Source organism: Lentibacter sp. XHP0401 (assembly GCF_025751535.1).
In the GTDB taxonomy this organism is placed as follows: Bacteria; Pseudomonadota; Alphaproteobacteria; order Rhodobacterales; family Rhodobacteraceae; genus Lentibacter.
This window is the reverse complement of record NZ_JAOWLC010000016.1, coordinates 1-24,975: the sequence shown is the minus strand read 5'-3', so window position 1 is coordinate 24,975 and position 24,975 is coordinate 1. Positions and strand designations below refer to the sequence as shown.

Genomic DNA, 24,975 nt, shown 5'->3' with positions numbered 1-24,975 from the left:
CCCTCGTAAATTTCAGTCGGCGGCTTCAACCACACCCACAATCGGCCCCAGTAAAAAACCCGCGTCCGCGCGGTTCAAATCGGGTGCATAAATCCGACTCACATTGCCGTCAAAGTAAAGCGCCTGCGGCAGCTTCAGCCCGTCACGCACAAACATTCCCATCTCATGAAAGGTCACCCGCCCGTTCGAGATCACAAACACAGCGCGCGTCCCGTCCTCGGATGTAGCAACCCCGTTGCGCACATAGCGGCTGTCACTGTCAACGAGAAACCGCGGGTGCAACTTCCCGTCAATCACAAGCATCGGCCCGCTTTGGGTTGCGTATTTACACTGCGGTTTCTCATCTAAAAACCGCATGGTCTCGATCACATCGGCGCGCCCTTCTCCAATGCAAAACACCCCGTTCGGCAACAGCCCGAAGTTGCCCGGCCCTGCATTGGGAATCACTCGCATAAGCTCTTCGCCATCCTCAAGGTAATGGCCCACAGGCGAGCGGTCTTCGTGATACATCCCCGCGTTCATCGCAAAGCCAAGCCGCTTGCCCTCGGGTTTCAAAGCGCTGTCCACAGTAAAGAACTGCCCCAGGAGCTTGCCGCTTCCGTCTTTCAGAAACAGCCGCATCTCTTCCTGCGTGGCGTCCACTTCGCAAATTGTATAGGATTGCCCCTCATGCACGCGGTCTGCGCACTGCACAGCCACAGCCCCGCTTGCAGCCCACGCCAGCACAAGCGCCAGCGCAGCTCTAATCTTCAAGGTCACGCTTCACCTCATCGCGCTCAAACATCTCGCGCGTGGCATCCATCTGGTCAAACGTCTCATCAAGCCGAAAGCGCAAATCAGGCGTATATTTCAAGCCGACTTTCTTGCCGATAATACGGCGCAGCTCGTGCTTGTTGCGCGCTAGAAACGCAACAGCATCCTCACGCCCGATTCCGCCCAAAGGCATCACATAAGCCGTGGCAATCTTAAGATCGTTCGAGCAACGCACCTCGCCCACCGTAATAGACAGCCGGTTCAACTCGGGGTCATGGATATCACCCTGCGCCAATACCTGTGCAAGCGTGCGGCGGATAAGCTCGCCCACGCGCAGTTGCCGTTGTGTGGGGCCAGCCCCGTCTTGAAAATTATTCTTAGCCATGTGCAGCACCTAATCGTTCTGCAAAGCTTTGCCAAGCGTCCATGCCTGCGCTATGAGCAACTCAGCAAGAATTTACCGGAGTTTTTCCATGTCCGATCTGCCAGGAATAGTCATCACAGGCGCAACAGGCCGCATGGGCCAGATGCTTGTCAAAACAGTCGTGCAGTCAGACAAGGCCCGCCTCGTCGGCGCAATAGAGCGTGAAGGAAGCGATGCCATAGGGCAGGATATCGGCCTGCTCTGCGGCCTCGGCGAGGTTGGCGTGATGGTGGAGAGCGACCCACTGCCAAGTTTTGCGCGCGCCCAAGCGGTGATTGATTTTACCGCGCCGTCCGCCACACTCGAGTTCGCCGCTTTGGCCGCTCAGGCCCGCGCCGTGCATGTCATCGGCACAACAGGCATGTCTGAGGCCGAAATCGCCAAGTTAGAGCCTGCTTCTCTCCACGCCGTCATCATCCGCGCAGGCAACATGAGTCTCGGAGTCAACCTTCTCACACAGCTCACCAAAAAGGTCGCCGCCGCTTTGGATGAAGACTACGACATCGAAATCATCGAGGCGCATCACAACCAAAAGGTCGATGCCCCGTCAGGCACCGCCCTTATGCTCGGCGAAGCCGCCGCCGAAGGCCGTGGCATCTCGCTCAATGATGTGCGCGAAAGTGGCCGCGACGGCCTCACAGGCGCACGCAAACGCGGCGATATCGGCTTTGCCGCCATTCGTGGCGGCGATATCGTGGGGGAACATGACGTGATGTTTGCAGCCATGGGCGAGCGCATCATCCTGCGCCACATCGCCTCTGATCGCTCGGTTTTCGCCCGTGGCGCTCTCAAAGCCGCTCTCTGGGGTCAGGACAAATCCCCCGGCCAATACGACATGATCGACGTTCTCGGCCTCTAAACCTGAAACCCCTTCACCCTTTTTTCTTGCTCGAAATATCCTGGGGGTCTGGGGGCAAAGCCCCCAGCGTAGCGACCCAGCAAAGCTGGGGCGCAATCCCTCAAAAATCAATCGCGATGCCTTTTTTCTCCCAGTCACCATAGCGCGCAGGGTCAAGCCCGTCGCGTCCGCCAAGCTCCTTGGGCCGCGCTTTCATCTCGGCGTCACGCGCCGCACGGCGCTCTTCGGCCTCGGCCAGCGCCCGTTTCGCGGCTTCCGGCAAGTCTTTCTTCTCCGACATGGCATATTCCTTTCAGGCTCGCCCTGATATATGCCGCAGGCAACCCAATGCCAAGGACGCCTCATGCCCACACCCCGCCAAGCCGCGCTTTCCATGCTCAATCAGGTTCTCAACGAGGGCCGTCTGCTCTCTGAATCTGCCGCCCTGCGTGCACTTGAAGGCCTTGATGGAGCTTCAAAAGCCCGCGCCATGCGGTTGGCCAACGAAACTTTGCGCAACCTCGAGCGCGCCGACAAGATCCTGAAGCCCCACCTGCGCAAAGCCCCCGCGCCCTATGTGATGAACCTTCTGCGCCTGTCCACAATCGAGCTCGCCCACGGCGGTGATGCCCACGGCGTGGTCAATGAAGCGGTCACGCTTGTGTCCAGGCACAAGAAATACGGCGCCATGAAAGGGCTGGTCAACGCGGTCCTGCGCAAGGTCGCCGCCGAAGCCCCCGAGAAAGTCAAAATCCTGCGCGCGCCCCGCCTGCCCAAATGGCTGCGCGGCCCGCTTGCGCAGGCTTACTCAGCCGAAATCGTCGGCGCGATGGAAGCCGCACACCTCGCAGGCGCGCCCCTCGATCTGTCAGTGAAATCCGATCCTGAAACATGGGCGCAAAAGCTCGGCGGCACGCTCACCCCCTTTGGCTCTGTCCGTCTCGCCGACGCAGGGCAGGTGACGGCGCTTGAGGGCTTTGAAGCAGGCGACTGGTGGGTGCAAGACACCGCCGCCGCTCTCCCCGCCAAACTGCTCAACGCCCGGTCAGGCGAAACTGTCCTCGATATGTGTTGCGCTCCGGGCGGCAAAACCATGCAGCTGGCCAACACCGGTGCAACCGTCACAGCGCTTGATGCCTCCGAGGCCCGCTTTGCGCGCGTTACCGAAAATCTCGCACGCACACATCTCAAAGCCAAAGTCCTTTGCGAAGACGCGCTCACGCACGAGGGCACATATGATGCCGTGCTGCTCGATGCCCCCTGCTCCGCCACAGGCACGCTCCGCCGCCATCCCGATCTGCCACACGCAAAAACGGGCGATGATTTCGGCGCGCTGATCGAGCTTCAGGCGCAGATGCTCGCCCACGCCTCAACCCTCGTCAAAAGCGGCGGAAGGCTGGTGTTTTGCACCTGTTCGCTTTTGCCCGACGAAGGCGAAGTGCAAATCGAGGATTTCCTCGAAACCCACCCCGAGTTCACCGCCGATACCTCTGTGCTCGCACATGACGGAATCAATCCCGAATGGATCACCGAAGAGGGCGGGCTGCGCCTGCGCCCCGACTACTTCAGCGAGATCGGCGGCATGGACGGCTTCTACATCGCTGTGCTGAATCGCGCCTAATTCGCCCTGCGCGTTTTTCTGTGGTGACCAATGCCGCCTTGGTGTGTAAAGTCACCCTTAAAGACGCCGAAAAGAGCGCAAGAGGCACAGCAGTATGTCACAACAAGACCCGCTAGGCACGTTTATCGCGCGCTTTTTCAACCGTGTTGCAGCGCGCAGCGGGGCCTATTCTGCCGCGCCCACGGCCTTCATCTCCTCTCCCGAGCCGCGCACCATCGGCATGTTCGCACGGGGCAAACAGCTCATTGCAGGCAACTACCTTTTCGCTGGCCAGCTCCTCTCCGGCGCGCGGCTCGAATTCTGGGATCTGCCGCAAGCCGGTGCCGAGTTTCAGGCCGAGGCCCACGGCTGCGCATGGCTTGATGATCTGGCCGCAGTCGGCGACATTCCCGCGAGAAATTGCGCGCAAACATGGGTCTGGCAATGGCTTGAGCGTTACGGGCGCGGACAGGGCGTTGGCTGGACACCCGATCTTACAGGCCGCCGCCTTATCCGCTGGATCAACCACGCATTCTTTCTGCTGCAAAACAGCGAAAAAGCGCAATCCGATCTGTTCTTTCGCTCCCTTGCGCATCAGACCAACTTTCTGGGCAAGCGCTGGCACGCCGCACGCCCCGGCCTTGCGCGGTTCGAGGCGCTCACAGGCTTGCTGTATGCCGCGCTCTCTCTCGAAGGCATGGAGCGACATATCCCTCCCGCGCAAAAAGCCCTCGCCCGTGAATGCGCCAGCCAGATTGATGACATGGGCGGCTTATCCACCCGCAACCCCGAAGAGTTGCTGGAAGTCTTCACCTTGCTCAGCTGGTCTGCCCTCGCGCTGCGCGAAACGGGGCATCACGTCACCCCCGAACATGAGGCCGCGCTTCTGCGTATCGCGCCCACCTTGCGCAGCTTGCGCCATGCCGATGGCGCTCTGGCGCGCTTTCACGGTGGCGGCAAAGGTGTCGAAGGCCGCTTGGAGCATGCGCTCGCTGCCTCCGGCGTCAAGCCCGCAGCACCTGAAGGTCTCTCGATGGGCTACGCCCGCCTCTCCGCTGGCCGCACCAGCATCATCGTCGATGCCGCCCTGCCGCCACAGGGCAAAGCCAGCCACAACGCCCACGCCTCCACACTGGCGTTCGAGCTCACATCAGGCCGCCGCCCGCTTATCGTCAACTGCGGCTCAGGGGCCTGTTTCGGGGCCGATTGGCGCCGCGCAGGCCGCGCCACACCCTCCCATAGCACACTCTGTATCGAGGGCGTCTCCTCTTCCCGCCTCACCAGCCCCTCCCGCGACGGCTCCGAGCTGATCTCTTCAGGGCCAACCCATGTGCCCGTCGAAATCAGCAGCGTGACCGATGGCATCCGCTTTCAGGGTGGTCATAACGGCTGGGCCAAAACCCACGGCCTCACCCACGCGCGCACCCTCGAGCTCACATTCGATGGCCGCGGCCTCGCGGGCGAGGATATGCTCTTCGCCGTGGAGGACACCGAGAAAGCCACCTTCCAGAAAGCGCTCGATCACGGCGTCGATGCGGGCCTCCTCTTCCAGATCCGCTTTCACCTTCACCCCGAAGTCGACGCCGCAATCGATATGGGCGGCGCGGCCATTTCTCTCGCCCTGCGCAGCGGTGAAATCTGGGTTCTGCGCTGCGAAGCCAACGCCGAAATGAGCGTCGAACCAAGTGTTTACCTTGAAACAGGCCGCTTAAAGCCCCGTGCGGCAAAACAAATCGTTCTATCTGCCCGCGCAATGGAGTATGCCACGCGCATCCGCTGGTCGCTGGCCAAGGCGCATGACAGCGCCATTGCCCTGCGCGACATAAGGCGCGACGATATTGATCTGACCTAAGGACTGCTGCCAAATGACTTCGTCAACGACTTCCCACTCGCCCATCCGCCGCGCGCTTCTATCTGTTTCCGACAAAACCGGCCTCGTTGATCTGGCCCGCGCCCTTGCCGAGCAGGGCGTCGAGCTTCTCTCAACAGGCGGCAGTGCCAAAGCGCTCCGCGAAGCCGGCCTCGCGGTGAAAGATGTGTCCGAAGTCACAGGCTTCCCCGAGATGATGGATGGCCGCGTCAAAACATTGCACCCGATGGTTCACGGCGGCCTCCTCGCCCTGCGGGACGATGCGGGCCATAAAGCGGCAATGGACGAACACAACATCGCCCCGATCGACCTTCTCGTCGTCAATCTCTACCCCTTTGAAGAAACCGTCGCCAAAGGCGCCGACTATGACACCTGCATCGAAAATATCGACATCGGCGGCCCCGCCATGATCCGCGCCGCCGCCAAGAACCACGCCTTCGTCAACGTGGTGGTCGATGTCGAGGATTATGACAGTCTGCTTGGCGATATGGCGCAGCACGATGGCGCAACCTGCCCCAAGTTCCGCAAGAAACTGGCGCAAAAAGCCTACGCCCGCACAGCCGCCTATGACGCCGCCGTCAGCACATGGATGGCGGCAGCCATCGGCGTTGAAACACCCCGCCGCCGCGCCTTTGCAGGCACATTGGCCCAAACACTCCGCTACGGCGAAAACCCGCACCAGAAGGCAGCGTTCTACAAAGACGGCTCTTCGCGCGCAGGCGTGGCCACAGCCACCCAGCACCAAGGCAAAGAGCTCAGCTACAACAACATCAACGACACAGACGCCGCGTTTGAGCTGGTCAGCGAGTTTGCACCTGCCGATGGCCCCGCCGTGGCCATCATCAAACACGCAAACCCCTGTGGCGTTGCCCGCGGCGATACGCTCATCGAGGCCTACAAACGCGCGTTTGACTGTGACCGCACCTCTGCTTTCGGCGGTATTATCGCGCTCAACCAGACACTTGACGCCACGACAGCATCAGAAATTTGCAATATCTTCACAGAGGTTGTCATCGCCCCCGATGCCACCGACGAGGCCCGCGAAATCTTCGCCGCCAAGAAAAACCTGCGCCTGCTCACCACAGGCGCTCTCGCCGATCCACGCGCAGCTCAGCTCAGCTATCGTCAGGTGTCCGGCGGCTTGCTCGTGCAAGACAAAGACAATGGTCACATCACGCTGGATGATCTCAAGGTGGTGACAAAACGCGCCCCCTCCGAGGCCGAACTGGCCGATATGCTCTTTGCGTGGACAGTCGCCAAGCATGTGAAATCAAACGCTATTGTCTATGTCAAAGACCGCGCCACAGTCGGTGTGGGCGCAGGCCAGATGAGCCGCGTTGACAGCTCGACAATCGCAGCCCTCAAAGCCGCGCGCATGGCAGAGGAATGTGGTTTGCCCGAGAGCCTCGCCAAAGGCTCTGTTGTGGCGTCCGATGCGTTTTTCCCCTTTGCCGACGGCCTTTTGGCCGCCGCTGAAGCAGGCGCAACAGCCATTATCCAGCCGGGTGGATCAATGCGCGACGATGAAGTCATCAAAGCAGCCGATGAAGCAGGTTTGGCAATGGTCTTGACCGGTATGCGCCATTTCAGGCACTAAAGGTCGAAGCAGTACAATCAGGGCGGGAAACGCTCAAAGGCAGGAGAGCGCCGATGCGCATAATGTTTTGGGTCGCCCTAGCGACCTTTGTGATCGACCAGATCACCAAATACTTTGTGGTGCACTGGCTCAATCTGGCTCAGAGGCTCTCGATAGATGTCTGGCCGCCCTTCCTCAACCTGCGCATGGCGTGGAACTACGGTGTCAATTTCGGCCTTTTCGCCGAAAACAGCGATCTGACCCGCTGGGTTCTGGTCACTGTGGCCATCATTATCTCGGCCGCTGTCTTCATCTGGATCTCCAGAGAAGAGCCCAGCACACCGGGGCAGATCTCGGCAGGGATGCTCGTAGGCGGCGCTTTGGGAAATGTGATCGACCGTATCATGTATGGCGCGGTGGCCGATTTCCTGAACATGTCCTGCTGCGGGTTTAATAACCCGTTTTCCTTTAATATAGCTGATATAGCGGTATTTTTCGGGGCAGTGGGCCTCGTGCTTTTTACATCGGGCGAGACAAGTAAAAACCCTTCGTGACCTCGTCCTAAAAACAGGGTAAGACAGGGCCAACTTAATTGGGGGTGCATAATGCGCGTGCCACATCTTTTGTTCATTCTGGTCGCTTCAATCGGCCTGTCCGCCTGTTCCGGCGATGGTCGCGATATCTCGATGCGCGCCCTCGACAAACCAAATGAAGGGCCGGACGAGTTCAGCATCTTGCCCGGCAAAGCTCTTGAAGCTCCTACTGATTACAGCACATTACCCGCGCCAACGCCGGGTCAGGCCAGCCTGACCGATCGCAACCCCAAAGGTGAAGGAATCGCGGCGCTCGGCGGAAACGCAGCAAGCCTGACACCGCAAGGCGTGCCTGCGTCCGATTCTGCCTTGGTCAACCACGCCTCACGCAACGGCGGCTCCTCCAACATTCGCGGCACACTCGCCGCCGAAGATGAAGCCTTCCGCACGCGCAAGTCACGCTTCACCAAAATCCGCATCGTCAAAACCGACCGCTATGCGCAGGCCTACAAACGCCAAACGCTTAATGCTTATGACGCATGGTATAAATACCGTCGCACAGGCGTGCGCACACCTGCGGCCCCGCCCCGCGGCGAGTGATCCTTTTCTCTGTCACATCTGCGTTAGCGCGCACACGCGCGCTTGATGCCCGCGTGCGCAGCCCTATGTTTATCCTAACATTTCTCAAGGAGTGATCCGATGCGCGCCCTCTTTCTGACCGTTGCCGCAAGCCTCGCACTCGCCCTGCCTGCACAGGCCGAGCTAAAAGACGCCGTCACAACCTTCACGCTCGACAATGGCATGGATGTTGTGGTCATCGAGGATGACCGCGCCCCCGTCGTCACCCATATGGTCTGGTATCGCGCCGGCTCCGCCGATGAATGGCCCGGAACCTCGGGTGTCGCACATTTCCTTGAGCACCTGCTTTTCAAAGGCACCGATACGCTGGCGCCGGGTGAACTTTCCGCAACAGTCGCGCGCAACGGCGGAACCGACAACGCCTTCACCAGCTACGATTACACAGCCTACTTTCAGCGCGTCGCCGCAGACAGGCTCGAGCTGATGATGCGGCTTGAAAGCGACCGCATGGTCAACGTCCGCCTGTCTGAAGAAGACATTCTCACCGAACGCGAAGTCATCATCGAAGAGCGCAACCAACGCACCGAGAACAGCCCCGGCGCACTCTTCCGCGAGCAAAAGAACGCCGCGCAATATCTCAACCACCGCTACGGTATCCCCGTTATCGGCTGGCGTCACGAAATGGTCACCCTCGATCTTGACGCAGCGCTGGCCTTTTATAAACGCTTCTACGCCCCGAATAACGCGATCCTCGTGGTCGCTGGCGATGTGAAGCCAGATGACGTGAAGGCCCTGGCCGATCAATATTACGGTGTGTTAGAGCCTAACCCCGAGCTCTCCGAGCGCGCGCGCCCCTCCGAGCCGCCCCAAACCGCCGAGCGCCGCCTCATCTTCCGCGATGCCCGCGTTGCCCAGCCCTATGTAAGCCGCAGTTACCTCGCCCCCGAGCGCGACGCAGGCGCACAACGCGAGGCCGCGGCCCTCACCCTGCTCGCCGAACTCCTCGGCGGTGGAAGCACAAGCTACCTCGCCGAACAGCTCCAGTTCGAAACCCGAAAAGCCGTCTATACCGCCGCCTTCTACGATGGCGAATCACTCGATGACACAAGCTTCACAGTCATCGTCGTTCCCGCCGATGGCGTCACCCTCCCCGAGGCCGAGGCCGATATGGACAAAGCCATCGCGGATTTCGTCGCAAAACCCATCGACATGGAAGCGCTGGAACGCATCAAGATGCAAATTCGCGCCTCGCAAATCTATGCCCGTGACGATGTCGGCAATCTTGCCAATGTCTACGGCAGCGCGCTCGCCAGCGGCCTCACCGTGGCCGATGTGCAGGAGTGGCCCGAGGTGCTTCAGTCCATCACACCCGATGAAATCATCGCCGCCGCCAAATCGGTGTTCAACCTTGATCGCGCCGTCACAGGCTATCTGATGAAAGAGAAAGAAGACGCATCATGAGAGCTTTTCTCGCCGCCTGTTTCAGCATTGCCCTCGCCCTCCCCGTCATGGCCGAAGTCACCATCGACGCGTTCAAAACCGAGGGTGGCCTCACCGTCTGGCATGTCGAGGAAAACAGCATCCCCTTCGTCGCGCTTGAACTGCGCTTCAAAGGCGGTGCATCGCTTGATACGCCCGAAAAGCGCGGCGCAATCAACCTTATGACAGGCCTCATCGAAGAGGGCGCGGGCGATCTTGACGCCCGCGAATTTGCCAAGGCCCGCGATGCCCTCGCCGCCTCCTTCTCCTATTCCGTCTATGACGATACCCTCACAGTCTCCGCCAAATTCCTCTCCGAAAACCGCGCCGAGGCACTGGAGCTTCTGCGCCAATCCCTCACCAGCCCCCGCTTTGATCAAGACGCCATCGAGCGCGTCCGTGCACAAGTCATCTCGGGCATCCGCTCCGATGAAAAAGACCCAAGCTCAATCGCAGGGCAAGCCTTCGATGCACGCATTTATGGAAGCCACCCCTACGGCTCCGACAAAAGCGGCAGCATCGAGACAGTCTCCGCTCTCACGCGCGATGATCTTCTCGCCGCCTTCAAAGCAACTGTGGCCAAAGACAGGCTCTATATAGGCGTCGTCGGCGATATTTCCCGCGACGAACTCGGCCCGATCCTTGATGCGCTGCTCGCCGGTATCCCCGACACAGGCGCGCCCCTGCCCGCCGATGCCACACCCGCGTTTGACGGCGAAACAGTCATCATTCCCTTCGAGACACCCCAGTCCGTCGCTATGTTCGGCCAGCCCGGCGTCCCGTTTGATCACCCCGATTATTTCGCCGCCTACCTGCTCAATGTCGTCCTCGGTGGCGGCGGGTTTGAAAGCCGCCTCATGCAAGAGGTCCGCGAAAAGCGCGGCCTCACCTACGGGGTTTACTCCTACCTTGTCGATAAAGACGGCGCAGATGTCTGGCTCGGCTCGGTTCAGTCCGCCAACAACCGCGTCGGTGAGGCCATGGAAGTGATAAAAGCCGAGTGGGCACGGATGCAGAGCGAAGGCGTCACTGAAACAGAACTGGAAGACGCCAAGCGCTACCTCACAGGCGCCTATCCTCTGCGGTTTGATGGCAACGGCCCGATCGCCAACATCCTTGTCGGCATGCAAATGCAAGGCATGGGGACCGATTACATCGCCACCCGAAATGACCGTGTGAATGCGGTAACGCTGGAGCAAGTCAATCGCGTCGCCCGCGAATATCTCAAGCCGGAGCTTCTCAGCTTCACAGTCGTCGGCCAGCCCGAAGGCCTCTGAGGCGCAGCCCACCCCGCTCTTTCTTATTGCTGTAAATATCCAAGCGCACCGCAGGCCAAACTGCGTCGCGTTGGCGGCGGCAAGCCTCCCGCACGCCGCATTAACTTAACTCGCGTTAATACGTTTCCGATTTCGCGGTGCACGCATGGTGCACGGCATGTGCACGCATATCACCCCCCTGGAATGAGCCGTTTCCAGCGCCGTTAACCAAGCTGAACGCTGTGTGGCGTGGAAGTTAATCCACCGCTTCCCTCACTCCCCGTAAGGCACCCAAATGGTCTTCACATCCGTCGCCTGAGCAAGGAATTCCCGGCCCTCACCACTGGCACCAAACCAGTCGCGCGCATAGCCGTTATTAACCCATGTGCGCTTCAAATTCGTGCCACTTTCCGCCTCGATTCCGGCAGAAATATCGCTCGATGAAAAGCTCCAGACAGCATCCACATCCATGTGGCTCGCCAGCGGCTTGGCCAGTTCGCCGTGTCTCCCTGTCAGCAGGTTTACAACCCCCGCAGGCACATCGGATGTCTCCAGAATCTGCGTCATATCCAGCGCCTCCAGCGGGTAGGCCTCACTCGCCACAAGCACACATCTGTTGCCCATCGCAAGCGCTGGCCCCATCACCGAGACAAGCCCCAAAAGCGGGTGCGCATCATCACAAAACGCGCCCAAAACACCTATCGGCTCACGCATCGCCAGCGCCACCCCGCGGATCGGAACACCCTTGACCGCACCGTCATATTTATCCGCCCAAGCGGCATAGGAAAACAGCCGTTTCACAGAGGTCTCAACTTCCTTAGCGCCGCTCTTTCCGCCCTTCATCGCGTCAATACGGCGGGCAAATTCCGCGCCGCGCGCTTCAAGGTTTTCGGCCATATAATAAAGGATCTGCGCGCGCAAAGCCCCCGTGGTTTTGCTCCAGCCAGCCGCCCCGCGCGCGGCCTCGACAGCGTTGCGGATATCCTTTCGGCCCGCTATCGGCGCTTGCGATACAAGCTTGCCGTTTTTCGCAAAAATCTCGCGGCTATAGCCGCCATCAGGCCGCACCTGCTTGCCGCCGATATAGAGCTTTTCGGTGCGGTCGAGCACGCCGCTTTCCAGCCCGCCTTTGCCCGCATTCGGCTCGACTTTGGACAGCGTTTTCAGCTTGCCCTTGGGCTTCGTGTAGGCCTGCAAGCCTTCCCATCCGCCCTCGCGCCCAAACCCGCTTTCGCGCACCCCGCCAAAGCCGGCAGCCGCATCAAAAAGGTTGGTCGCATTCACCCAGACAACCCCCGCCGCAAGCTTGGGCGCTATGTCGAGAGCAAGGTTCAAATTCTCGCTCCACACCGTCGCCGCAAGCCCGTAGCGCGTGTTGTTGGCAAGGCTCACCGCCTCGTCTGGCGTGCGGAAGGTCATGGCCACCAAAACAGGCCCGAAAATCTCTTCCTGCATCAACTTTGAAGAGGGCGAAAGCCCCGTGATCAGCGTTGGTCGATAGAAACTCCCCTCCGCTGGCAGCTCCACGGGTGCCGCGTAAAGACTTCCTTCATCATTGCCTGCGATCATGCCTTCAATCAATTTCAGCTGCACAGGGTCCACAATCGCCCCAACATCAATCGACTTGTCCATAGGCGAGCCGACCCGCAGCTTGTTCATCCGAGCTTTGAGCTTGGCATAAAACGTCTCTGCAATACCCTCTTGCACCAAGAGGCGTGAGCCAGCGCAGCAAACCTGCCCTTGGTTAAACCAGATCGCATCAACCAGCCCTTCCACGGCTGAATCAAGGTCTGCATCGTCAAACACAATGTAGGGAGATTTCCCGCCAAGCTCCAACGTCAGCGCCTTGCCGCTCCCCGCCGTAGCCGCGCGTATCTTGCGGCCCACTTCGGTCGAGCCGGTAAAGGCGATCTTGTTGATATCGCTGTGCTTTACGATCATTTCACCAACAGCGCCATCGCCCGTGACAATGTTGATAACCCCCTTGGGAAGCCCCGCCTGACGGCAAATATCGGCAAACAAAAGCGCGGTCAGAGAGGTGTATTCTGCTGGTTTCAACACCACAGTATTGCCCATCGCAAGCGCAGGCGCGACCTTCCACGCCAGCATCAGAAGGGGGAAGTTCCAGGGGATAATCTGCCCGCAAACGCCCAGCGCCTCGGCGTCAGGCAGCTCGCTTTCCATCAACTGCGCCATGCCCGCATGATAGTAAAAATGTCGCTGAACAAGCGGGATATCAATATCGCGGCTCTCACGGATCGGCTTGCCGTTGTCGAGGGTTTCAAGCACCGCAAACAAGCGGCTGTGCTTCTGGAGCAATCGTGTAATCGCATAAAGCACCCGCGCCCGCCCGTGGCCGCCAAGCTTCTCCCATTTCGGCTGCGCCTTGCGCGCCGCAGTCACCGCCATATCCACATCCGCAACGCTCGCCTGCGTCAACGTTGCCAGCGTCTCGCCGTTGGCCGGATTGCGGCTCAAAAAGCCCTCTCCCGCCTCGGTAAATGCGCCGTCGATGAAGTGCCCGAACCGCGCGCCATTATCGGTGATCCAGGCAAATGCCTCCGCCGCGCTCTCGGGCGCTTCGCCGTAGTCCATACTCTCGAAGATCTCTTTAACTGTCATAGCCTTACCCCGCCGCATGACGGTATGAGGCCGAGTAGGCCCCCGTCACATAATGTTCCAACTGCCGCTCGATATCACCCAGCAAACTTGATGCCCCAAAGCGGAAAAGATCAGGCTGAAGCCATCTGTCGCCCAGCTCTTCTTTCATCAGGCTCAGGTAGACCAAGCTGTCCTTCGCTTTGCTGATCCCGCCTGCGGGTTTGTAACCGATGCGAATACCCGTCGCGGCTTCATATTCCCGTATCGCGCGGATCATCACGAGGCTCACAGGCAGGGTCGCGTTAACGCTTTCCTTGCCTGTCGAGGTCTTGATAAAATCGGCTCCCGCCATCATGCAAATCAGGCTCGCCCGCGCCACATTGCGCAGGCTTCCAAGCTCGCCAGTCGCCAAAATCGCCTTCACATGCGCGTCACCACAGGCCGCGCGAAAGGCGCGCATTTCGTCGTAAAGCGCCTGCCAGTTCTGCGTCAGAACATGCCGGCGCGAAATCACGATATCAATCTCGCTAGCCCCAGTTTTCACGCTCTCTTCAATCTCTTTCACGCGCAGATGAAACGGCGAAAGCCCCGCCGGAAAACCCGTGCTCACAGCAGCAATCGGGATACCTGACCCCGCCAGAGCCTCCACCGCAGGCGCGATCATATCGTGGTAGACACAGACCGCGCCAACAGTGATCGGCCCCATGCCGAGCGCCTCAAGAATATCCTCGCGCACAGGCTGGCGCGCCTTGGCACATAGCCGTGCAACCCGCCCCGCCGTGTCATCTCCCGCAAGGGTGGTCAGGTCAATGCAGGTGACCGCCTTCAAAAGCCAAGCCGCCTGATGCGCCTTCTTCACAGAGCGTCGCGCACCCAGCGTTCCCGCCCGCCGCTCGATCGCTGATGTGTTGGCCTGCACTCGCGCCACCCAATCCAGATCAAGCGGCGAGCCTTCGTTGCGCCGCTCGGTTGTCTGGGGCAGTTGCGCCACCCGTCCTTGCTCTTTCATGTTCATCCCATCGCCCCTTTGGCCTTCCTCAAAAGTCTCACGCGCTTGGCCCAAAGGCAAGCACAGAGCGCAAAATGCTATCTGCGCAAAAACTGCACAAACACCGCGAAGCCCCTGCACATGCGCCCCCGATACAGGGGGCAATCAAACAAACTTGAGGACAGTAAAATGAAAACATTTCTTATCCGCGGCGTGCCCAATTCCGTCCAGATGGACGGCTGGTGGATGTCAGAGCCGCCGCGCGAAAATACGCCCAAAACAGGCACAACAGATCAACCTTTTTTTCCCCGCATCATAGCACTTCTCGCCCTCGTCGTTGCGGGCGATGCGCTCACATGGCAGGCTGAGCCGGGCCTCTCGCTCGCTCTTTTCGGGATGCTCGTCTTGCTTGCCCTCTGGTTCCTCAATGGCTGCAAAGGCTGGGGCGGTCTCATGGTTTATACGCTACTGGCCCTGCCTCTCATCGAGCTGGCGCAGGCGCTCTCGCTCGCCTTCTTCGGCCTCGGCCTCGTACTCGGCGCAAGCTGGATCGCACTGGGCGGCTGGCAAGGGGTCTCCCGCTGGCTCACAGCTGCCTTGCGTTTCGTGCTGAGTGCGCCAGGCTCTGTGCTGTCCGAAATTACAGAAACAGCACATCGCGCCACATCTCACCGCCCCGAAACATCGCTTACCTCCCTTTACAAAAGCTGGCTTCTGCCGCTCGGTTTCGGCCTCGTCTTTGCCTCGCTGCTTCTGTCAGCCAACCCGATGATGGAAAGCTGGTTTGCCAGCCTTTCTCCCGCCAACTGGATTAGCCCCGAGGCTGTTTCACGCCTGCTGTTCTGGTGCGGCCTCGCCATCGTCACGCTGCCGTTCCTCACCGCGCCGCAAATGCAAGAGCGCCTCAAGCTCGGCGTCTCCGGCCCTCGTCTGCCTGCCGCTCCCGCTATGCTCAACGCAGGCTCCGTTTGCCGCTCTCTCATCCTGTTCAACGCGCTCTTCGCCGTGCAAACCCTTACAGATATCGCATATCTCTGGGGCGGCGTTGCCCTCCCCGATGGGATGACATATGCCACCTACGCACACCGCGGCGCTTATCCTCTCCTCGCCACAGCGCTGCTCGCGGGCGTCTTTGCACTCCTTGCCCGCCCCTTCACCGAAGGCAGCCAAGGCTTGCGCATCGCGTTGCTTGCATGGGTCGCGCAGAACGTTTTTCTCGTGCTCTCTTCCCTCCTGCGGCTTGAACTCTACGTTGCCCAATACGGCCTCACCCACCTGCGCATGGCCGCCGCAATCTGGATGATCGTCGTCGCCCTCGGCCTCGCGTTGGTTATCTATCAGACCCTGCGCAACAAGCCTGCCGGCTGGCTCCTTGGCCGCGCCGCGCTTCTCGGCCTCGCCGCGCTCTATATCGCCAGCCTCATAAGCTTCTCCGCTACAATCGCGCGGCACAATCTGGGCAAGGAAGTGGTGCTTGATCCCGTTTATGTCTGCGCGCTCGGCCCCCATGCCCTTCCCGCGATCATCGCCTTTGAGAAAGCACGCGGACATCGTCTCTGCTACAGCTACAAACCCGAAGCGCACGAAATTACAGACTGGCGCGAATGGGGCTTTCGGGACTTCCGCTTGCAAGCTAGCCTAGCAACACTGTCAAAGTCCGAGGAGGCCACCACATGGCCAACATACTGATCATCGACGATGATCCGCAGATCCGCGATGTCCTGCGCATCACGCTCAAGCAAGCGGGCCATACCGTGCGCGAAGCAGGCGACGGAGCGGAGGGCTTGGCCAAAGCTCTCAACGGTCAGGACGATCTCATCATCCTCGACATTGGCCTCCCCGCGATGGACGGTATAGAGCTCTGCCGCCGCCTGCGTGCGGAGAAGGAAACACCCGTGCTTTTCCTCACCGCGCGAGATGACGAGATCGACAAAATCATCGGCCTCGAAATTGGTGGTGACGATTACGTGACAAAGCCCTTTTCCCCGCGCGAGCTCACTGCCCGCCTGCGCGCCATCCTCAAACGCAGCGGCGGCAACAGCAGTGCCCACGGCCCTCTCATACGCGGCCTGTTGCAAGTCGACGCGGCCAAGCACCTCTGCCGCTTCAAAACGCAAGATCTGTCTCTCACCCAGCGTGAAATGGCGCTTCTATCATTCCTCATGGCGCGGCCCGATAATGTCTATTCCCGCGTTCAAATCTCCGATGCCGTCTACGGCCCGACCATCCATGTGTCTGACCGCACAGTCGATAGCCACCTGCGCAACCTGCGCGCAAAGCTGGCCGAAAACGGAGCAACAGACGCAATCGAGACGGTGCATGGCGTCGGCGTCAGGATGGGCCCATGTCAGGGGGCGTAAGGCAGCGCATCATCCAGAAGTGGCGTCCGCCCCTCGCGCTCGTCATCGGCGGCACACTTGCCGCCGTGCTCTGCCTGCCGCTCCTTGGCATTGGCTACTTCAAGCTCGCAGGCAACATCCTCGGCTGGGGAGAAACCACCTGGCTCATCGGCTGGCTGGCTTTCCTGTCAACCGCACTTCTCGCATGGCTTCTCTGGCGGCTGGTGCTGCGCCCTGTCTATGCCCTCACGGCCTATGCCAAGGCGGTGAAGGCAGGGCAGTCTGATGCCCCCCTCCCACCGCACTTCGGCACACCGGAATTCACCGCGCTTGCCGCCTCGGTCGATGATATGGCCAAGTCTCTGCAAAACCGCGAGGCAGGCATCCGTGCCTATTCCGATCATGTCACCCATGAGCTGAAATCGCCCCTGACAAGCATCACCGCCGCCGCCGAACTGCTCGAAGCCGGCGTAGATGATGCCGACGATCGCGCACAGCTCCTCGCCTCGATCCACACGTCGTCGCAACGGATGCAGAGCCTGCTCAACAGCCTGCGCGCCCTCGCTGCTGCCCGCGCGCCCTACGGACGAGGGCCAACAAGCTTGCCTGATGTGTTGGGAGGTATCCCCGAAACGCTTAAAGTCACCCTGCACGAAAACGAGCCGCTCCCGTTTGACGCCACTGGCCTCACCGCTGTGCTCGAACAGCTCGCCCAGAATGCGGCCAGCCATGGCGCGACAGAACTTCACCTTTCGGCGAAAGACAGCACCCTCACAATCGCTGACAACGGCAAAGGCATCGCCGGAGGCGACCGCGCCCGCATCTTTGATCCGTTTTTCACAACCCGCCGAAACACTGGCGGCACAGGCATGGGCCTCGCCATCACCCGCGCCATGCTCGAGGCCAACGGCGCAGAAATCACGCTTCTACCGTCCGCGGCAGGCGCCAAATTCCAGATTGTTTTCTAAACCCGCGTCACCCAGGCCGCCTGCGCGCGCAAAGCTGCTTCATAACCATCCGCCAAAGCGCCTTCACCCATCAAGCGCACATCAGCGCCCAGCCAAAAGGCCCGCGTTGCGGCAAGCTCTGCTCCAATCAAAGCGCCAAGAGCTGCACCGCTTTCGCCCGCAATCTCGGCGCTGCGCAACAGCCCCGCCAACCGCTCCGGCTGGCTCATCACATCGGCCACGGCCGCATCATCAGGCGCACCTTCCACGCCCAAAGCCTGCGCCAGACGCCCCGTGAGAAACGATTGAAAGCTTACAATCTCACCTGCAGAAATCTGCACCCAATGGCTCACATCACCCACAATCAGGACCACTCCGCCCCACTCGGGCAGCGCCTTCAAATAGGCCGCAACGCGCTTGCGCTCCTCCATAGGAAGCAGCCCGCGCGGGCGCTCCTGATGCAGGTCACACCAGAGCCCGTTTTCAGGCACAGCCTTCGCAGGAACAGTCTCTAACTTGGCCAAAATCGCCTCCTTAGCTTGCAATAAACGGCGCGTCGATCTCGATCATTACAGGCCCGCTTTGCCCCGCCTTGGGCATAAGTGCCTCGCGCAACGCTTCAGGCTCTGCCGCAACTTTCGTGTAAGGCATGCCGCAACTTGCCGCCACATGCCCGAACAAAGGCGGTTTCGGATCACATCCGACAACATCAATATCCGCGTTTTCCATCGTCAGTTCGATCTCGCCATATCCTCCATTGTTCCAGATGATAAACGTGATCGGCAGGTTTTCCTGCGCGGCGGTCATAAGCTCGGGCAGCGTAAATTGCGCGCCGCCATCACCCGCAATCACAACCACGGAACGATCAGGCTGCGCAAACTGTGCGCCAATCCCCGCAGGAATCCCATAGCCCAGTGCGCCAAAACCCGTGGCTGCATTGAACCAGCCACCAGCCATGTCGTGATCGTAATAGAGATTGCCCGCATAAATCGGTTGCGTGCTATCGCCCACAATCAGGCTCCCGGGGCGCGCATCCCGGATCACATCAAGCAGGCCACACATCAGACGGTAGTCATCGCTCAATTCGGCCCAGGCCGCCTTGCGCGCAAGTTCTGCGCGTTCGGCGCCGTCCGCAATCGGCTTGTCGCTCACAGCATCCAAGAGCGCCGCAAGCGCCGCGCCCGCATCGGCCTTCAGGGTCATCTCGGCCTCATGCCGCGCCAGTTGCTCTGCGCAAATATCAATCCGCGCGAGGCGCTTCATCTCGGGCATATTGCCCAGCGCATACATGTCATAATCCGTCGGGCCAAACTCTGTGCCAACGGCCAGCACCATATCGGCCTCCGCAATCACGGCGCGCACGGCGTTCAGGCTCGGGCTCGCAGGAATACCCAGCGGATGCCTGTGCATCATGCCTCTGGCATTCACCGTCAGCACCACAGGCGCGTCCAGCTTCTCGGCAAGCTGGCCCAACATGTCCTCGGCCCGTTTGGCTCCGCCACCTGCCAGAACAACCACTTTCTGCGCACTCATCAGCGCCTCGGCCAGCTTTGCAATCTGGCCTGCCTCTGCAGCCATCGGCTCAGGCAACTCAGGCGCTTTACCCACTTTGCTGTGCTCGTGCCTGGCCACATCAATCGGAATTTCGATATGATACGGCCCGCCGCGTTCAGCAGCCATCCCCTCGAAAGCTGCGTCAATCGCGGGTATCAGGCTCTCGGAATTCTCCACCTGTTCCGCTTTAATAGAGACTGTTCTTGACATGGCCAACTGGTCGGGAAGTTCATGCAAGCAGCCAAGACCTTTTCCCAAAGTATGGGTCTTGTTCACACCCGAAACGACAAGCATGGGCACACTATCGGCACGCGCCTGCGCCATCGGTGTCAGCGTGTTTGTCAGCCCCGGCCCGGTAATCACAAACGCCACCCCCGGCTTACCCGAGGCCCGCGCATAGCCATCAGCCATAAACCCTGCGCCCTGCTCATGGCGCGGCGTAATATGCGCAATGCCGGAGCTTGCCAGCCCTCGATACAGCTCAACCGTATGTACGCCGGGGATACCAAAAACATGGCTCACCCCATGAGCCTTAAGTCGCGCAACCAGCGCTTCTCCAACTGTTGGCATTTGTGCCTCCTAACCCTGTGGTGTCATTCCGCGCCGCGCGCGGCCGCGCTCAATTCCAAGCCGGTGTTCACGCAAGATGATGATCACTCCCGCCAGAATGATAAGAGCAGCACCGCCAATGGTGCGCGCATCGGGAATTTCATTGAAAAAGAACATGCCGATAAGAATCGCAAACAGCATCGAGGCATAGTCAAACGGCGCAACGACAGAAGCAGGCGCAAAACGGTAGGCCGAAGTGAGGAATATCTGCCCCAACCCGCCCAGCAACCCGGCCATAATCAAAAGCACAGCCTCCTGCCCTGACGGGATCACCCAGCCGAATGGCAAAGTGAGCAGCGAGAGAAACGCCGAGGTCACCGAGAAATAAAACACGATCGCCGAGGTCTGCTCTGTCGCCACCAGCTTACGAATGTATATCTGCGCCAAAGCCGCACACAGCGCACCCGTCAGCACAAGCATCGCGCCAAGTGCGGCTGTTTTTTCAACGGTATCACCCGAAAATGCGCTCAGTCTCGGGCCTAAAATAATCAATACACCAAACATCCCGAGCGCAACTGCGGCAAGCCGGAAGACACGCACCTGCTCGCCCAGAAACATCGCCGCCAGAATAACCGTAAGCAAAGGCGCGGCATAGCCGATCGCCGTCACCTCGGGCAGAGGAAGCAACCCCAGCCCCGCAAAACCAAGACCCATAGCCGCCGTGCCGACAAATCCGCGCCAGAAATGCCCCATGGGCGAAGCTGCCTTCAACCCGGTGCGCAAATCGCCCCGCATGACCAACCAGGCCAGAATAACAGGCAAGGCAAAGACCGAGCGAAAGAACACAGCCTGCCCCGCCGGCACATGTTCCGCACTCGCCTTGATGAGCGATGCCATGGTGATAAACGTGACAACTGAACAAAGCTTGAGAGCGATGCCTTTGAGCGGGTTCATGCGGTTTCCTTTTCCTGCCCGACCTTGCGCATCCCTCACGCGAAGGTCAATTCCCCTCTTGCGCCCAAGCGCCCAAAACAGCACCATCACGCAGCAATTTCGAGGGTTCCCATGACAGACAACTACCTTTTCTCGCGGCTCACCGCCTATGCCGAAGCCCACCCCGACAAGCCCTTTGCCGAGCAGCCCTCTCAGCCTTCGCAAAGCTATGGCGAAACACTGCAAAACGCCCTGCACCTTGCCGCCGTGCTCACCGAAGCAGGCCTCACGCCGGGCGATCGTGTGGCCGTTCAGGTCGAAAAATCTCTCACTGCCATCGAGCTTTACCTCGCCACAGTCGCGGCAGGCGGTATCTTTCTGCCTCTCAACACAGCTTACACGGCAAGCGAGCTTTCCTATTTCCTCACCGATGCCTCGCCAGGCATTGTGGTCTGCGACCCTGCGCGCGAAGCCGAAATCACCCCACTCGCCGGCAAGGCGCATGTCTTCACCCTCGCTGCCAACGGCAAAGGCTCCCTCACAGGCGCACTGTCAGATGCGGTCATCACTCCGGTGCCCCGCAACGCCGACGACCTCGCAGCAATCCTGTACACCTCCGGCACAACAGGCCGCTCCAAAGGTGCGATGCTGAGCCACGGCAATCTCTTTTCAAACGCCGAAAGCCTGCAAGGTTACTGGCAATTCACCGATCAGGACGTGCTCATTCACGCGCTGCCGATCTTTCACACCCACGGTCTCTTTGTGGCCACCAATATCGCCCTCGTGTCGGGCGCAACTCTGCATTTCCTGCAAAACTTCTCACCAGAAAGCATCATCGCAGCCCTGCACCGCGCCACTGTGCTTATGGGCGTGCCCACGTTCTACACCCGCCTCTTGCAAGATCCGCGCCTCACCCCCGAACTCTGCGCCAACATGCGCCTGTTCGTGTCAGGCTCCGCCCCCATGCTGGTCGATACCCATGAGCAGTGGCAGGCCCGCACCGGCCACACCATCCTTGAGCGTTACGGCATGACCGAAACCAACATGAACACCTCAAACCCATACTCGGGCGCGCGCCGTCCCGGAACGGTCGGCCTGCCTCTGCCCGACGTTGAATTACGCATCATGGACAGTGACGGCGAAGTTGCTCAAGGCGAAATCGGCACAATTGAAGTGCGCGGCCCCAATGTCTTCAAGGGCTACTGGCAAATGCCCGAAAAAACAGCCGAAGAGTTGCGCGCAGATGGTTGGTTCATCACCGGAGATCTCGGCATAATTGATGACCACGGCTACATCAGCATCGTCGGTCGCGGCAAAGATCTGATCATCACAGGCGGCTTCAACGTCTACCCGAAAGAGCTCGAAAGCCTGATTGATGATATCGATGGCGTCCTCGAAAGCGCCGTCATCGGCGTGCCACATCCCGATTTCGGCGAAGGCGTCGTTGCCGTGGTTGTTCCGTCAGACAAGGCCCTCACAACCGAAGCTGTCCAAGCGGTCACAACCGAAAAACTCGCGAAGTTCAAACAGCCAAAGCATATCCTGCTTCTGCCCGAATTGCCCCGCAACACTATGGGCAAGGTTCAGAAAAAGGCCCTCCGCGAAGCCTACGCCAACCTCTTCACCTGAACGCCCGCAGCTCTTCTTCTGTTCAAAAATACCTCGGGGGTCTGGGGGCAGCGCCCCCAGCCGGTCGGATTGCGCGAAGCGCAATTCGAACCCTAGTCAGGCGCCAGCATATACCCGGCCCCGCGCACCGTCTGCAAATAGCGCGGCTGCTTCGGATCGCGCTCAATCTTGCGGCGCAGCCTTGTGATCTGCACATCAATCGCGCGTTCCTGCGCCTGCCCGTGGTCACGGCCCAGTTCCTCAACAAGCGTCACACGGCTGATGGCCTCACCCACTGAGGCCGCAAAAATCTTCATCAGCTGGTTTTCCGTCGCGGTCAGCCTGACAAGCGCGTCCCCCTCCCAAAGCTCTCCCCGCTCAATATCATACTGATACCCGCCCAGCCCAAGCACCTTGGGGCGCACAGCCTCAACCACAACTTCAGGCATGCGCCGCAAAATCGCGTTGATCCGCAGCAAAAGCTCCTTCGGCTCGAACGGCTTGGAAAGATAGTCATCCGCGCCTGCCTCAAGCCCGATAATACGGTCTTCCGTCTCGCCCTTGGCGGTCAAAAGCAATATCGGCACTTGCGAGGTTTCCCGCACAGCACGCGTCAGGTCAATTCCGGTCTCACCGGGCATCATCACATCCAGAACGATGAGATCAAAGTCGAGCCCCGCCATAAGCCGCCGCGCATGCGCCGCGTCCCGCGCTCCCGAAACAAGAAAACCCGCCCGCATCAGAAACTTCTGCAAAAGCGTTCTGATCCGCTCGTCATCGTCTACAATCAAAAGATGCGCGTCTACTTCACTCATTCGCTCTTGTCCCTCAGCGCACCGTATTTGCGGCGCAACTCCTTCTCCATCATCGCTTCCAGAACCTGCCTGAAACCGCGCACAGCCTCCGGCCCCGCCGCGCGGTAAGCGTCCCGCATCCGCGCCCGTTGCACCTCCGAGAGCTGACGCTCCAGTGTGCGCCCCTCTTCCGTCAGAAACAAGTGGCGCTCGCGGCGATCGCTCCCGCCAACCTTGCCTTCCACAAGGCCATCCTCCATCAAGGTGCGCAAGACACGGTTAAGTGACTGCTTCGTCACACCAAGAATTTCCAGCAGGTTCTTCACAGTCGTTCCGGGCGCACGGCCAATGAAATGCACAGCGCGGTGATGCGCACGGCCATAGCTCGTGTCACGCTCACGGTTCAGCTCTTCCAGAATGCGGTCCGGGTCGGCGGTGAAACCGCGATAGGCAAAGAACATACCTTCGATACCCTGCTGCAACTGCTCGTCTGTCAAAAACAACAGGCTCTCGCCGCTGACTGGCTCACTCATAAAATTGCCTCCCTCAGTTCGTCCAACAGTTTTATGTCAGCTTTATTGACATTCCAAGACGCAACTGGTAGCGATTCTCAGTTTTTACGCAACTTTATGTCCGTTTCGGACGTTGTTTGCGCAATATTACAAAATGGCATGCGGAGGAGACCACTATGTCAAGCTATGATGACCGTGACGGCAAAATCTGGATGGACGGCAAACTCGTCGACTGGCGCGATGCCAATGTCCACATTCTAACCCATGCCCTTCACTATGCCAGCTCTGTCTTTGAAGGCGAGCGCTGCTACAACGGCAAGGTTTTCCTCAGCCGCAAACACTCCGAACGCCTGCTCAACTCGGGCAATCTGCTCGACATGCCGATCCCCTACACAGTGGATCAAATCGAAGCGGCCAAACGTGAAGTGCTTGATGCCAACGGCCTCACCGATGCTTATGTTCGCGTGGTTGCATGGCGTGGTGCCGGCGAAGATATGGGTGTTGCAAGTTCACGCAACCCTGTGCGCATGGCGGTGGCCGCATGGGAATGGGGCAGCTATTACGGCGATGCCAAATTCAAAGGCGCCAAGCTCGACATCGCCAAATGGAAGCGCCCCTCGCCCGAGACAATCCCGACAGCCGCCAAGGCCGCAGGCCTCTACATGATCTGCACCATGTCCAAACACGCCGCCGAGGCCAAGGGCTGCTCCGATGCGCTCTTTATGGATTACCGCGGCTATGTGGCAGAGGCGACAGGAGCCAACATTTTCTTCGTCAAAGACGGCGAGGTCCACACACCCGATCCTGACGCAATCCTCAATGGCCTCACCCGCCAGACCGTGATCAAAATGCTGGAAGAACGCGGGGTCAAGGTCCACGTGCGCCACATCATGCCCGAAGAGCTTGCAAGCTTCGAGCAATGCTGGCTCACAGGCTCGGCTGCCGAGGTCACACCCGTTGGCCAGATCGGTGATTACACTTTCGAAGTGGGCACACTCACCCGCGAAATCGCCGAGGCCTACGACAAGCTCGTGCGCAGCTAAAAGCCCCCGAAGCAACGGTCCTTCCCCCAAAGCCTTTCTTATTGCTAAAAATATCCTGGGGGGTCCGGGGGGCAAAGCCCCCCGGCGGGTTCGGGGTTTGCAAAACGAAAACCGAAACCCCATTTTTTAAGCCCCGGGACAAACCGCGCAAGCGTTCCCAAAGGCGGCGCACAAATTCGGGCGGAGCCAGCCGCGCAAA

23 protein-coding genes are annotated in these 24,975 nt (G+C 59.8%); 13 read left to right on the top strand and 10 right to left on the bottom strand.

Going from position 1 to position 24,975, the window contains the following annotated elements; all coding sequences use genetic code 11:
* Nucleotides 1-12: 12 nt before the first annotated feature.
* Both OE750_RS17140 and rbfA read right to left on the bottom strand, forming a co-directional pair.
* Nucleotides 13-759: a phosphodiester glycosidase family protein gene (locus tag OE750_RS17140; RefSeq protein ID WP_263765536.1), complete on the bottom strand. Its 747-nt coding sequence runs from the start codon at nt 757-759 to the stop codon at nt 13-15.
* On the bottom strand, nt 743-1,138 hold the full coding sequence (rbfA, locus tag OE750_RS17135; protein WP_263765535.1) for a 30S ribosome-binding factor RbfA: 396 nt from the start codon (nt 1,136-1,138) through the stop codon (nt 743-745). The genes OE750_RS17140 and rbfA overlap by 17 nt, the downstream gene beginning before the upstream one ends.
* A gap of 88 nt (nt 1,139-1,226) precedes the next feature.
* Between rbfA and dapB the strand changes: the two genes are divergently transcribed.
* Nucleotides 1,227-2,036 (top strand): 4-hydroxy-tetrahydrodipicolinate reductase, encoded by an 810-nt coding sequence (gene dapB / locus OE750_RS17130; RefSeq protein WP_263765568.1) that lies wholly within the window; start codon nt 1,227-1,229, stop codon nt 2,034-2,036.
* Nucleotides 2,037-2,136: 100 nt separating this feature from the next.
* On the opposite strand, the gene OE750_RS17125 is transcribed toward dapB, so the two are convergent.
* Complete coding sequence (locus OE750_RS17125; RefSeq protein ID WP_263765534.1) at nt 2,137-2,316, bottom strand: DUF1674 domain-containing protein; 180 nt, start codon at nt 2,314-2,316, stop codon at nt 2,137-2,139.
* A 63-nt stretch (nt 2,317-2,379) separates the two neighbouring features.
* Here OE750_RS17125 and OE750_RS17120 point away from each other — a divergent pair, with 63 nt between their 5' ends.
* From OE750_RS17120 to OE750_RS17090, 7 genes are all read left to right on the top strand, one after another.
* Nucleotides 2,380-3,636, top strand: coding sequence for an RsmB/NOP family class I SAM-dependent RNA methyltransferase (locus tag OE750_RS17120; RefSeq protein WP_263765533.1), 1,257 nt, complete (start codon nt 2,380-2,382; stop codon nt 3,634-3,636).
* Nucleotides 3,637-3,730: 94 nt separating this feature from the next.
* Nucleotides 3,731-5,467, top strand: coding sequence for a heparinase II/III family protein (locus OE750_RS17115; protein ID WP_263765532.1), 1,737 nt, complete (start codon nt 3,731-3,733; stop codon nt 5,465-5,467).
* 13 nt (nt 5,468-5,480) lie between these two features.
* Entirely contained in the window at nt 5,481-7,082 is a 1,602-nt protein-coding gene (gene purH, locus OE750_RS17110) for a bifunctional phosphoribosylaminoimidazolecarboxamide formyltransferase/IMP cyclohydrolase (protein WP_263765531.1), read from the top strand.
* A 53-nt stretch (nt 7,083-7,135) separates the two neighbouring features.
* A complete protein-coding gene (lspA, locus tag OE750_RS17105; RefSeq protein WP_263765530.1) occupies nt 7,136-7,615 on the top strand; it encodes a signal peptidase II in 480 nt (159 codons plus the stop codon).
* Between the two features lie 51 nt (nt 7,616-7,666).
* Nucleotides 7,667-8,194 carry a DUF3035 domain-containing protein gene (locus OE750_RS17100; protein WP_263765529.1) on the top strand — a complete coding sequence of 176 codons (528 nt, stop codon included), beginning with the start codon at nt 7,667-7,669 and terminating at the stop codon, nt 8,192-8,194.
* A 99-nt stretch (nt 8,195-8,293) separates the two neighbouring features.
* Nucleotides 8,294-9,634, top strand: a complete 1,341-nt coding sequence (locus tag OE750_RS17095; RefSeq protein ID WP_263765528.1) for a M16 family metallopeptidase — start codon at nt 8,294-8,296, stop codon at nt 9,632-9,634.
* Nucleotides 9,631-10,929, top strand: coding sequence for a M16 family metallopeptidase (locus OE750_RS17090; RefSeq protein WP_263765527.1), 1,299 nt, complete (start codon nt 9,631-9,633; stop codon nt 10,927-10,929). Before OE750_RS17095 ends, OE750_RS17090 begins: the two co-directional genes overlap by 4 nt.
* A 252-nt stretch (nt 10,930-11,181) precedes the next feature.
* Here OE750_RS17090 and OE750_RS17085 read toward each other — a convergent pair whose 3' ends face one another.
* Complete coding sequence (locus OE750_RS17085; protein WP_263765526.1) at nt 11,182-13,530, bottom strand: aldehyde dehydrogenase family protein; 2,349 nt, start codon at nt 13,528-13,530, stop codon at nt 11,182-11,184.
* Nucleotides 13,531-13,534: 4 nt separating this feature from the next.
* Complete coding sequence (gene deoC / locus OE750_RS17080; RefSeq protein ID WP_263765525.1) at nt 13,535-14,524, bottom strand: deoxyribose-phosphate aldolase; 990 nt, start codon at nt 14,522-14,524, stop codon at nt 13,535-13,537.
* Nucleotides 14,525-14,686: 162 nt separating this feature from the next.
* Between deoC and OE750_RS17075 the strand changes: the two genes are divergently transcribed.
* Genes OE750_RS17075 through OE750_RS17065 form a run of 3 tightly spaced genes read left to right on the top strand, consistent with a single transcriptional unit; the run spans nt 14,687 to nt 17,804 of the window.
* Nucleotides 14,687-16,186, top strand: coding sequence for a DUF4153 domain-containing protein (locus tag OE750_RS17075; protein ID WP_263765524.1), 1,500 nt, complete (start codon nt 14,687-14,689; stop codon nt 16,184-16,186).
* Complete coding sequence (locus tag OE750_RS17070) at nt 16,171-16,857, top strand: response regulator transcription factor (protein ID WP_263765523.1); 687 nt, start codon at nt 16,171-16,173, stop codon at nt 16,855-16,857. Before OE750_RS17075 ends, OE750_RS17070 begins: the two co-directional genes overlap by 16 nt.
* On the top strand, nt 16,842-17,804 hold the full coding sequence (locus OE750_RS17065; protein ID WP_263765522.1) for a sensor histidine kinase: 963 nt from the start codon (nt 16,842-16,844) through the stop codon (nt 17,802-17,804). The genes OE750_RS17070 and OE750_RS17065 overlap by 16 nt, the downstream gene beginning before the upstream one ends.
* Here the strand turns inward: OE750_RS17065 and OE750_RS17060 are convergent.
* From OE750_RS17060 to OE750_RS17050, 3 genes are read right to left on the bottom strand one after another with little or no spacing between them, the layout of a single operon-like run.
* Entirely contained in the window at nt 17,801-18,307 is a 507-nt protein-coding gene (locus OE750_RS17060) for a 2-dehydro-3-deoxygalactonokinase (RefSeq protein WP_263765521.1), read from the bottom strand. The two genes, OE750_RS17065 and OE750_RS17060, sit on opposite strands and share 4 nt — an antisense overlap.
* A gap of 10 nt (nt 18,308-18,317) precedes the next feature.
* Entirely contained in the window at nt 18,318-19,907 is a 1,590-nt protein-coding gene (locus tag OE750_RS17055; protein WP_263765520.1) for a 5-guanidino-2-oxopentanoate decarboxylase, read from the bottom strand.
* 9 nt (nt 19,908-19,916) lie between these two features.
* A complete protein-coding gene (locus OE750_RS17050; protein WP_263765519.1) occupies nt 19,917-20,840 on the bottom strand; it encodes a DMT family transporter in 924 nt (307 codons plus the stop codon).
* 111 nt (nt 20,841-20,951) lie between these two features.
* On the opposite strand from OE750_RS17050, the gene OE750_RS17045 reads away from it, so the two are divergent.
* Entirely contained in the window at nt 20,952-22,448 is a 1,497-nt protein-coding gene (locus OE750_RS17045) for a malonate--CoA ligase (RefSeq protein ID WP_263765518.1), read from the top strand.
* A gap of 92 nt (nt 22,449-22,540) precedes the next feature.
* Here the strand turns inward: OE750_RS17045 and OE750_RS17040 are convergent, their stop codons facing one another.
* A complete protein-coding gene (locus OE750_RS17040) occupies nt 22,541-23,242 on the bottom strand; it encodes a response regulator (RefSeq protein ID WP_263765517.1) in 702 nt (233 codons plus the stop codon).
* Entirely contained in the window at nt 23,239-23,754 is a 516-nt protein-coding gene (locus tag OE750_RS17035; RefSeq protein WP_263765516.1) for a MarR family winged helix-turn-helix transcriptional regulator, read from the bottom strand. Before OE750_RS17035 ends, OE750_RS17040 begins: the two co-directional genes overlap by 4 nt.
* Before the next feature lie 155 nt (nt 23,755-23,909).
* On the opposite strand from OE750_RS17035, the gene OE750_RS17030 reads away from it, so the two are divergent.
* Nucleotides 23,910-24,776 carry a branched-chain amino acid aminotransferase gene (locus OE750_RS17030; RefSeq protein WP_263765515.1) on the top strand — a complete coding sequence of 289 codons (867 nt, stop codon included), beginning with the start codon at nt 23,910-23,912 and terminating at the stop codon, nt 24,774-24,776.
* Nucleotides 24,777-24,975 lie beyond the last annotated feature (199 nt).

What these genes read in the sequence shown, in the direction of transcription:
- OE750_RS17035 (WP_263765516.1), bottom strand. Translation starts at nt 23,754, where the DNA reads ATGAGTGAGCCAGTCAGCGGCGAGAGCCTGTTGTTTTTGACAGACGAG.
- OE750_RS17050 (WP_263765519.1), bottom strand. Translation starts at nt 20,840, where the DNA reads ATGAACCCGCTCAAAGGCATCGCTCTCAAGCTTTGTTCAGTTGTCACG.
- lspA (WP_263765530.1), top strand. Translation starts at nt 7,136, where the DNA reads ATGCGCATAATGTTTTGGGTCGCCCTAGCGACCTTTGTGATCGACCAG.
- OE750_RS17100 (WP_263765529.1), top strand. Translation starts at nt 7,667, where the DNA reads ATGCGCGTGCCACATCTTTTGTTCATTCTGGTCGCTTCAATCGGCCTG.
- OE750_RS17030 (WP_263765515.1), top strand. Translation starts at nt 23,910, where the DNA reads ATGTCAAGCTATGATGACCGTGACGGCAAAATCTGGATGGACGGCAAA.
- OE750_RS17120 (WP_263765533.1), top strand. Translation starts at nt 2,380, where the DNA reads ATGCCCACACCCCGCCAAGCCGCGCTTTCCATGCTCAATCAGGTTCTC.
- dapB (WP_263765568.1), top strand. Translation starts at nt 1,227, where the DNA reads ATGTCCGATCTGCCAGGAATAGTCATCACAGGCGCAACAGGCCGCATG.
- OE750_RS17040 (WP_263765517.1), bottom strand. Translation starts at nt 23,242, where the DNA reads ATGAGTGAAGTAGACGCGCATCTTTTGATTGTAGACGATGACGAGCGG.
- OE750_RS17045 (WP_263765518.1), top strand. Translation starts at nt 20,952, where the DNA reads ATGACAGACAACTACCTTTTCTCGCGGCTCACCGCCTATGCCGAAGCC.
- OE750_RS17090 (WP_263765527.1), top strand. Translation starts at nt 9,631, where the DNA reads ATGAGAGCTTTTCTCGCCGCCTGTTTCAGCATTGCCCTCGCCCTCCCC.
- OE750_RS17075 (WP_263765524.1), top strand. Translation starts at nt 14,687, where the DNA reads ATGAAAACATTTCTTATCCGCGGCGTGCCCAATTCCGTCCAGATGGAC.
- purH (WP_263765531.1), top strand. Translation starts at nt 5,481, where the DNA reads ATGACTTCGTCAACGACTTCCCACTCGCCCATCCGCCGCGCGCTTCTA.
- rbfA (WP_263765535.1), bottom strand. Translation starts at nt 1,138, where the DNA reads ATGGCTAAGAATAATTTTCAAGACGGGGCTGGCCCCACACAACGGCAA.
- OE750_RS17125 (WP_263765534.1), bottom strand. Translation starts at nt 2,316, where the DNA reads ATGTCGGAGAAGAAAGACTTGCCGGAAGCCGCGAAACGGGCGCTGGCC.
- deoC (WP_263765525.1), bottom strand. Translation starts at nt 14,524, where the DNA reads ATGAACATGAAAGAGCAAGGACGGGTGGCGCAACTGCCCCAGACAACC.
- OE750_RS17065 (WP_263765522.1), top strand. Translation starts at nt 16,842, where the DNA reads ATGTCAGGGGGCGTAAGGCAGCGCATCATCCAGAAGTGGCGTCCGCCC.
- OE750_RS17115 (WP_263765532.1), top strand. Translation starts at nt 3,731, where the DNA reads ATGTCACAACAAGACCCGCTAGGCACGTTTATCGCGCGCTTTTTCAAC.
- OE750_RS17095 (WP_263765528.1), top strand. Translation starts at nt 8,294, where the DNA reads ATGCGCGCCCTCTTTCTGACCGTTGCCGCAAGCCTCGCACTCGCCCTG.
- OE750_RS17055 (WP_263765520.1), bottom strand. Translation starts at nt 19,907, where the DNA reads ATGCCAACAGTTGGAGAAGCGCTGGTTGCGCGACTTAAGGCTCATGGG.
- OE750_RS17085 (WP_263765526.1), bottom strand. Translation starts at nt 13,530, where the DNA reads ATGACAGTTAAAGAGATCTTCGAGAGTATGGACTACGGCGAAGCGCCC.
- OE750_RS17070 (WP_263765523.1), top strand. Translation starts at nt 16,171, where the DNA reads ATGGCCAACATACTGATCATCGACGATGATCCGCAGATCCGCGATGTC.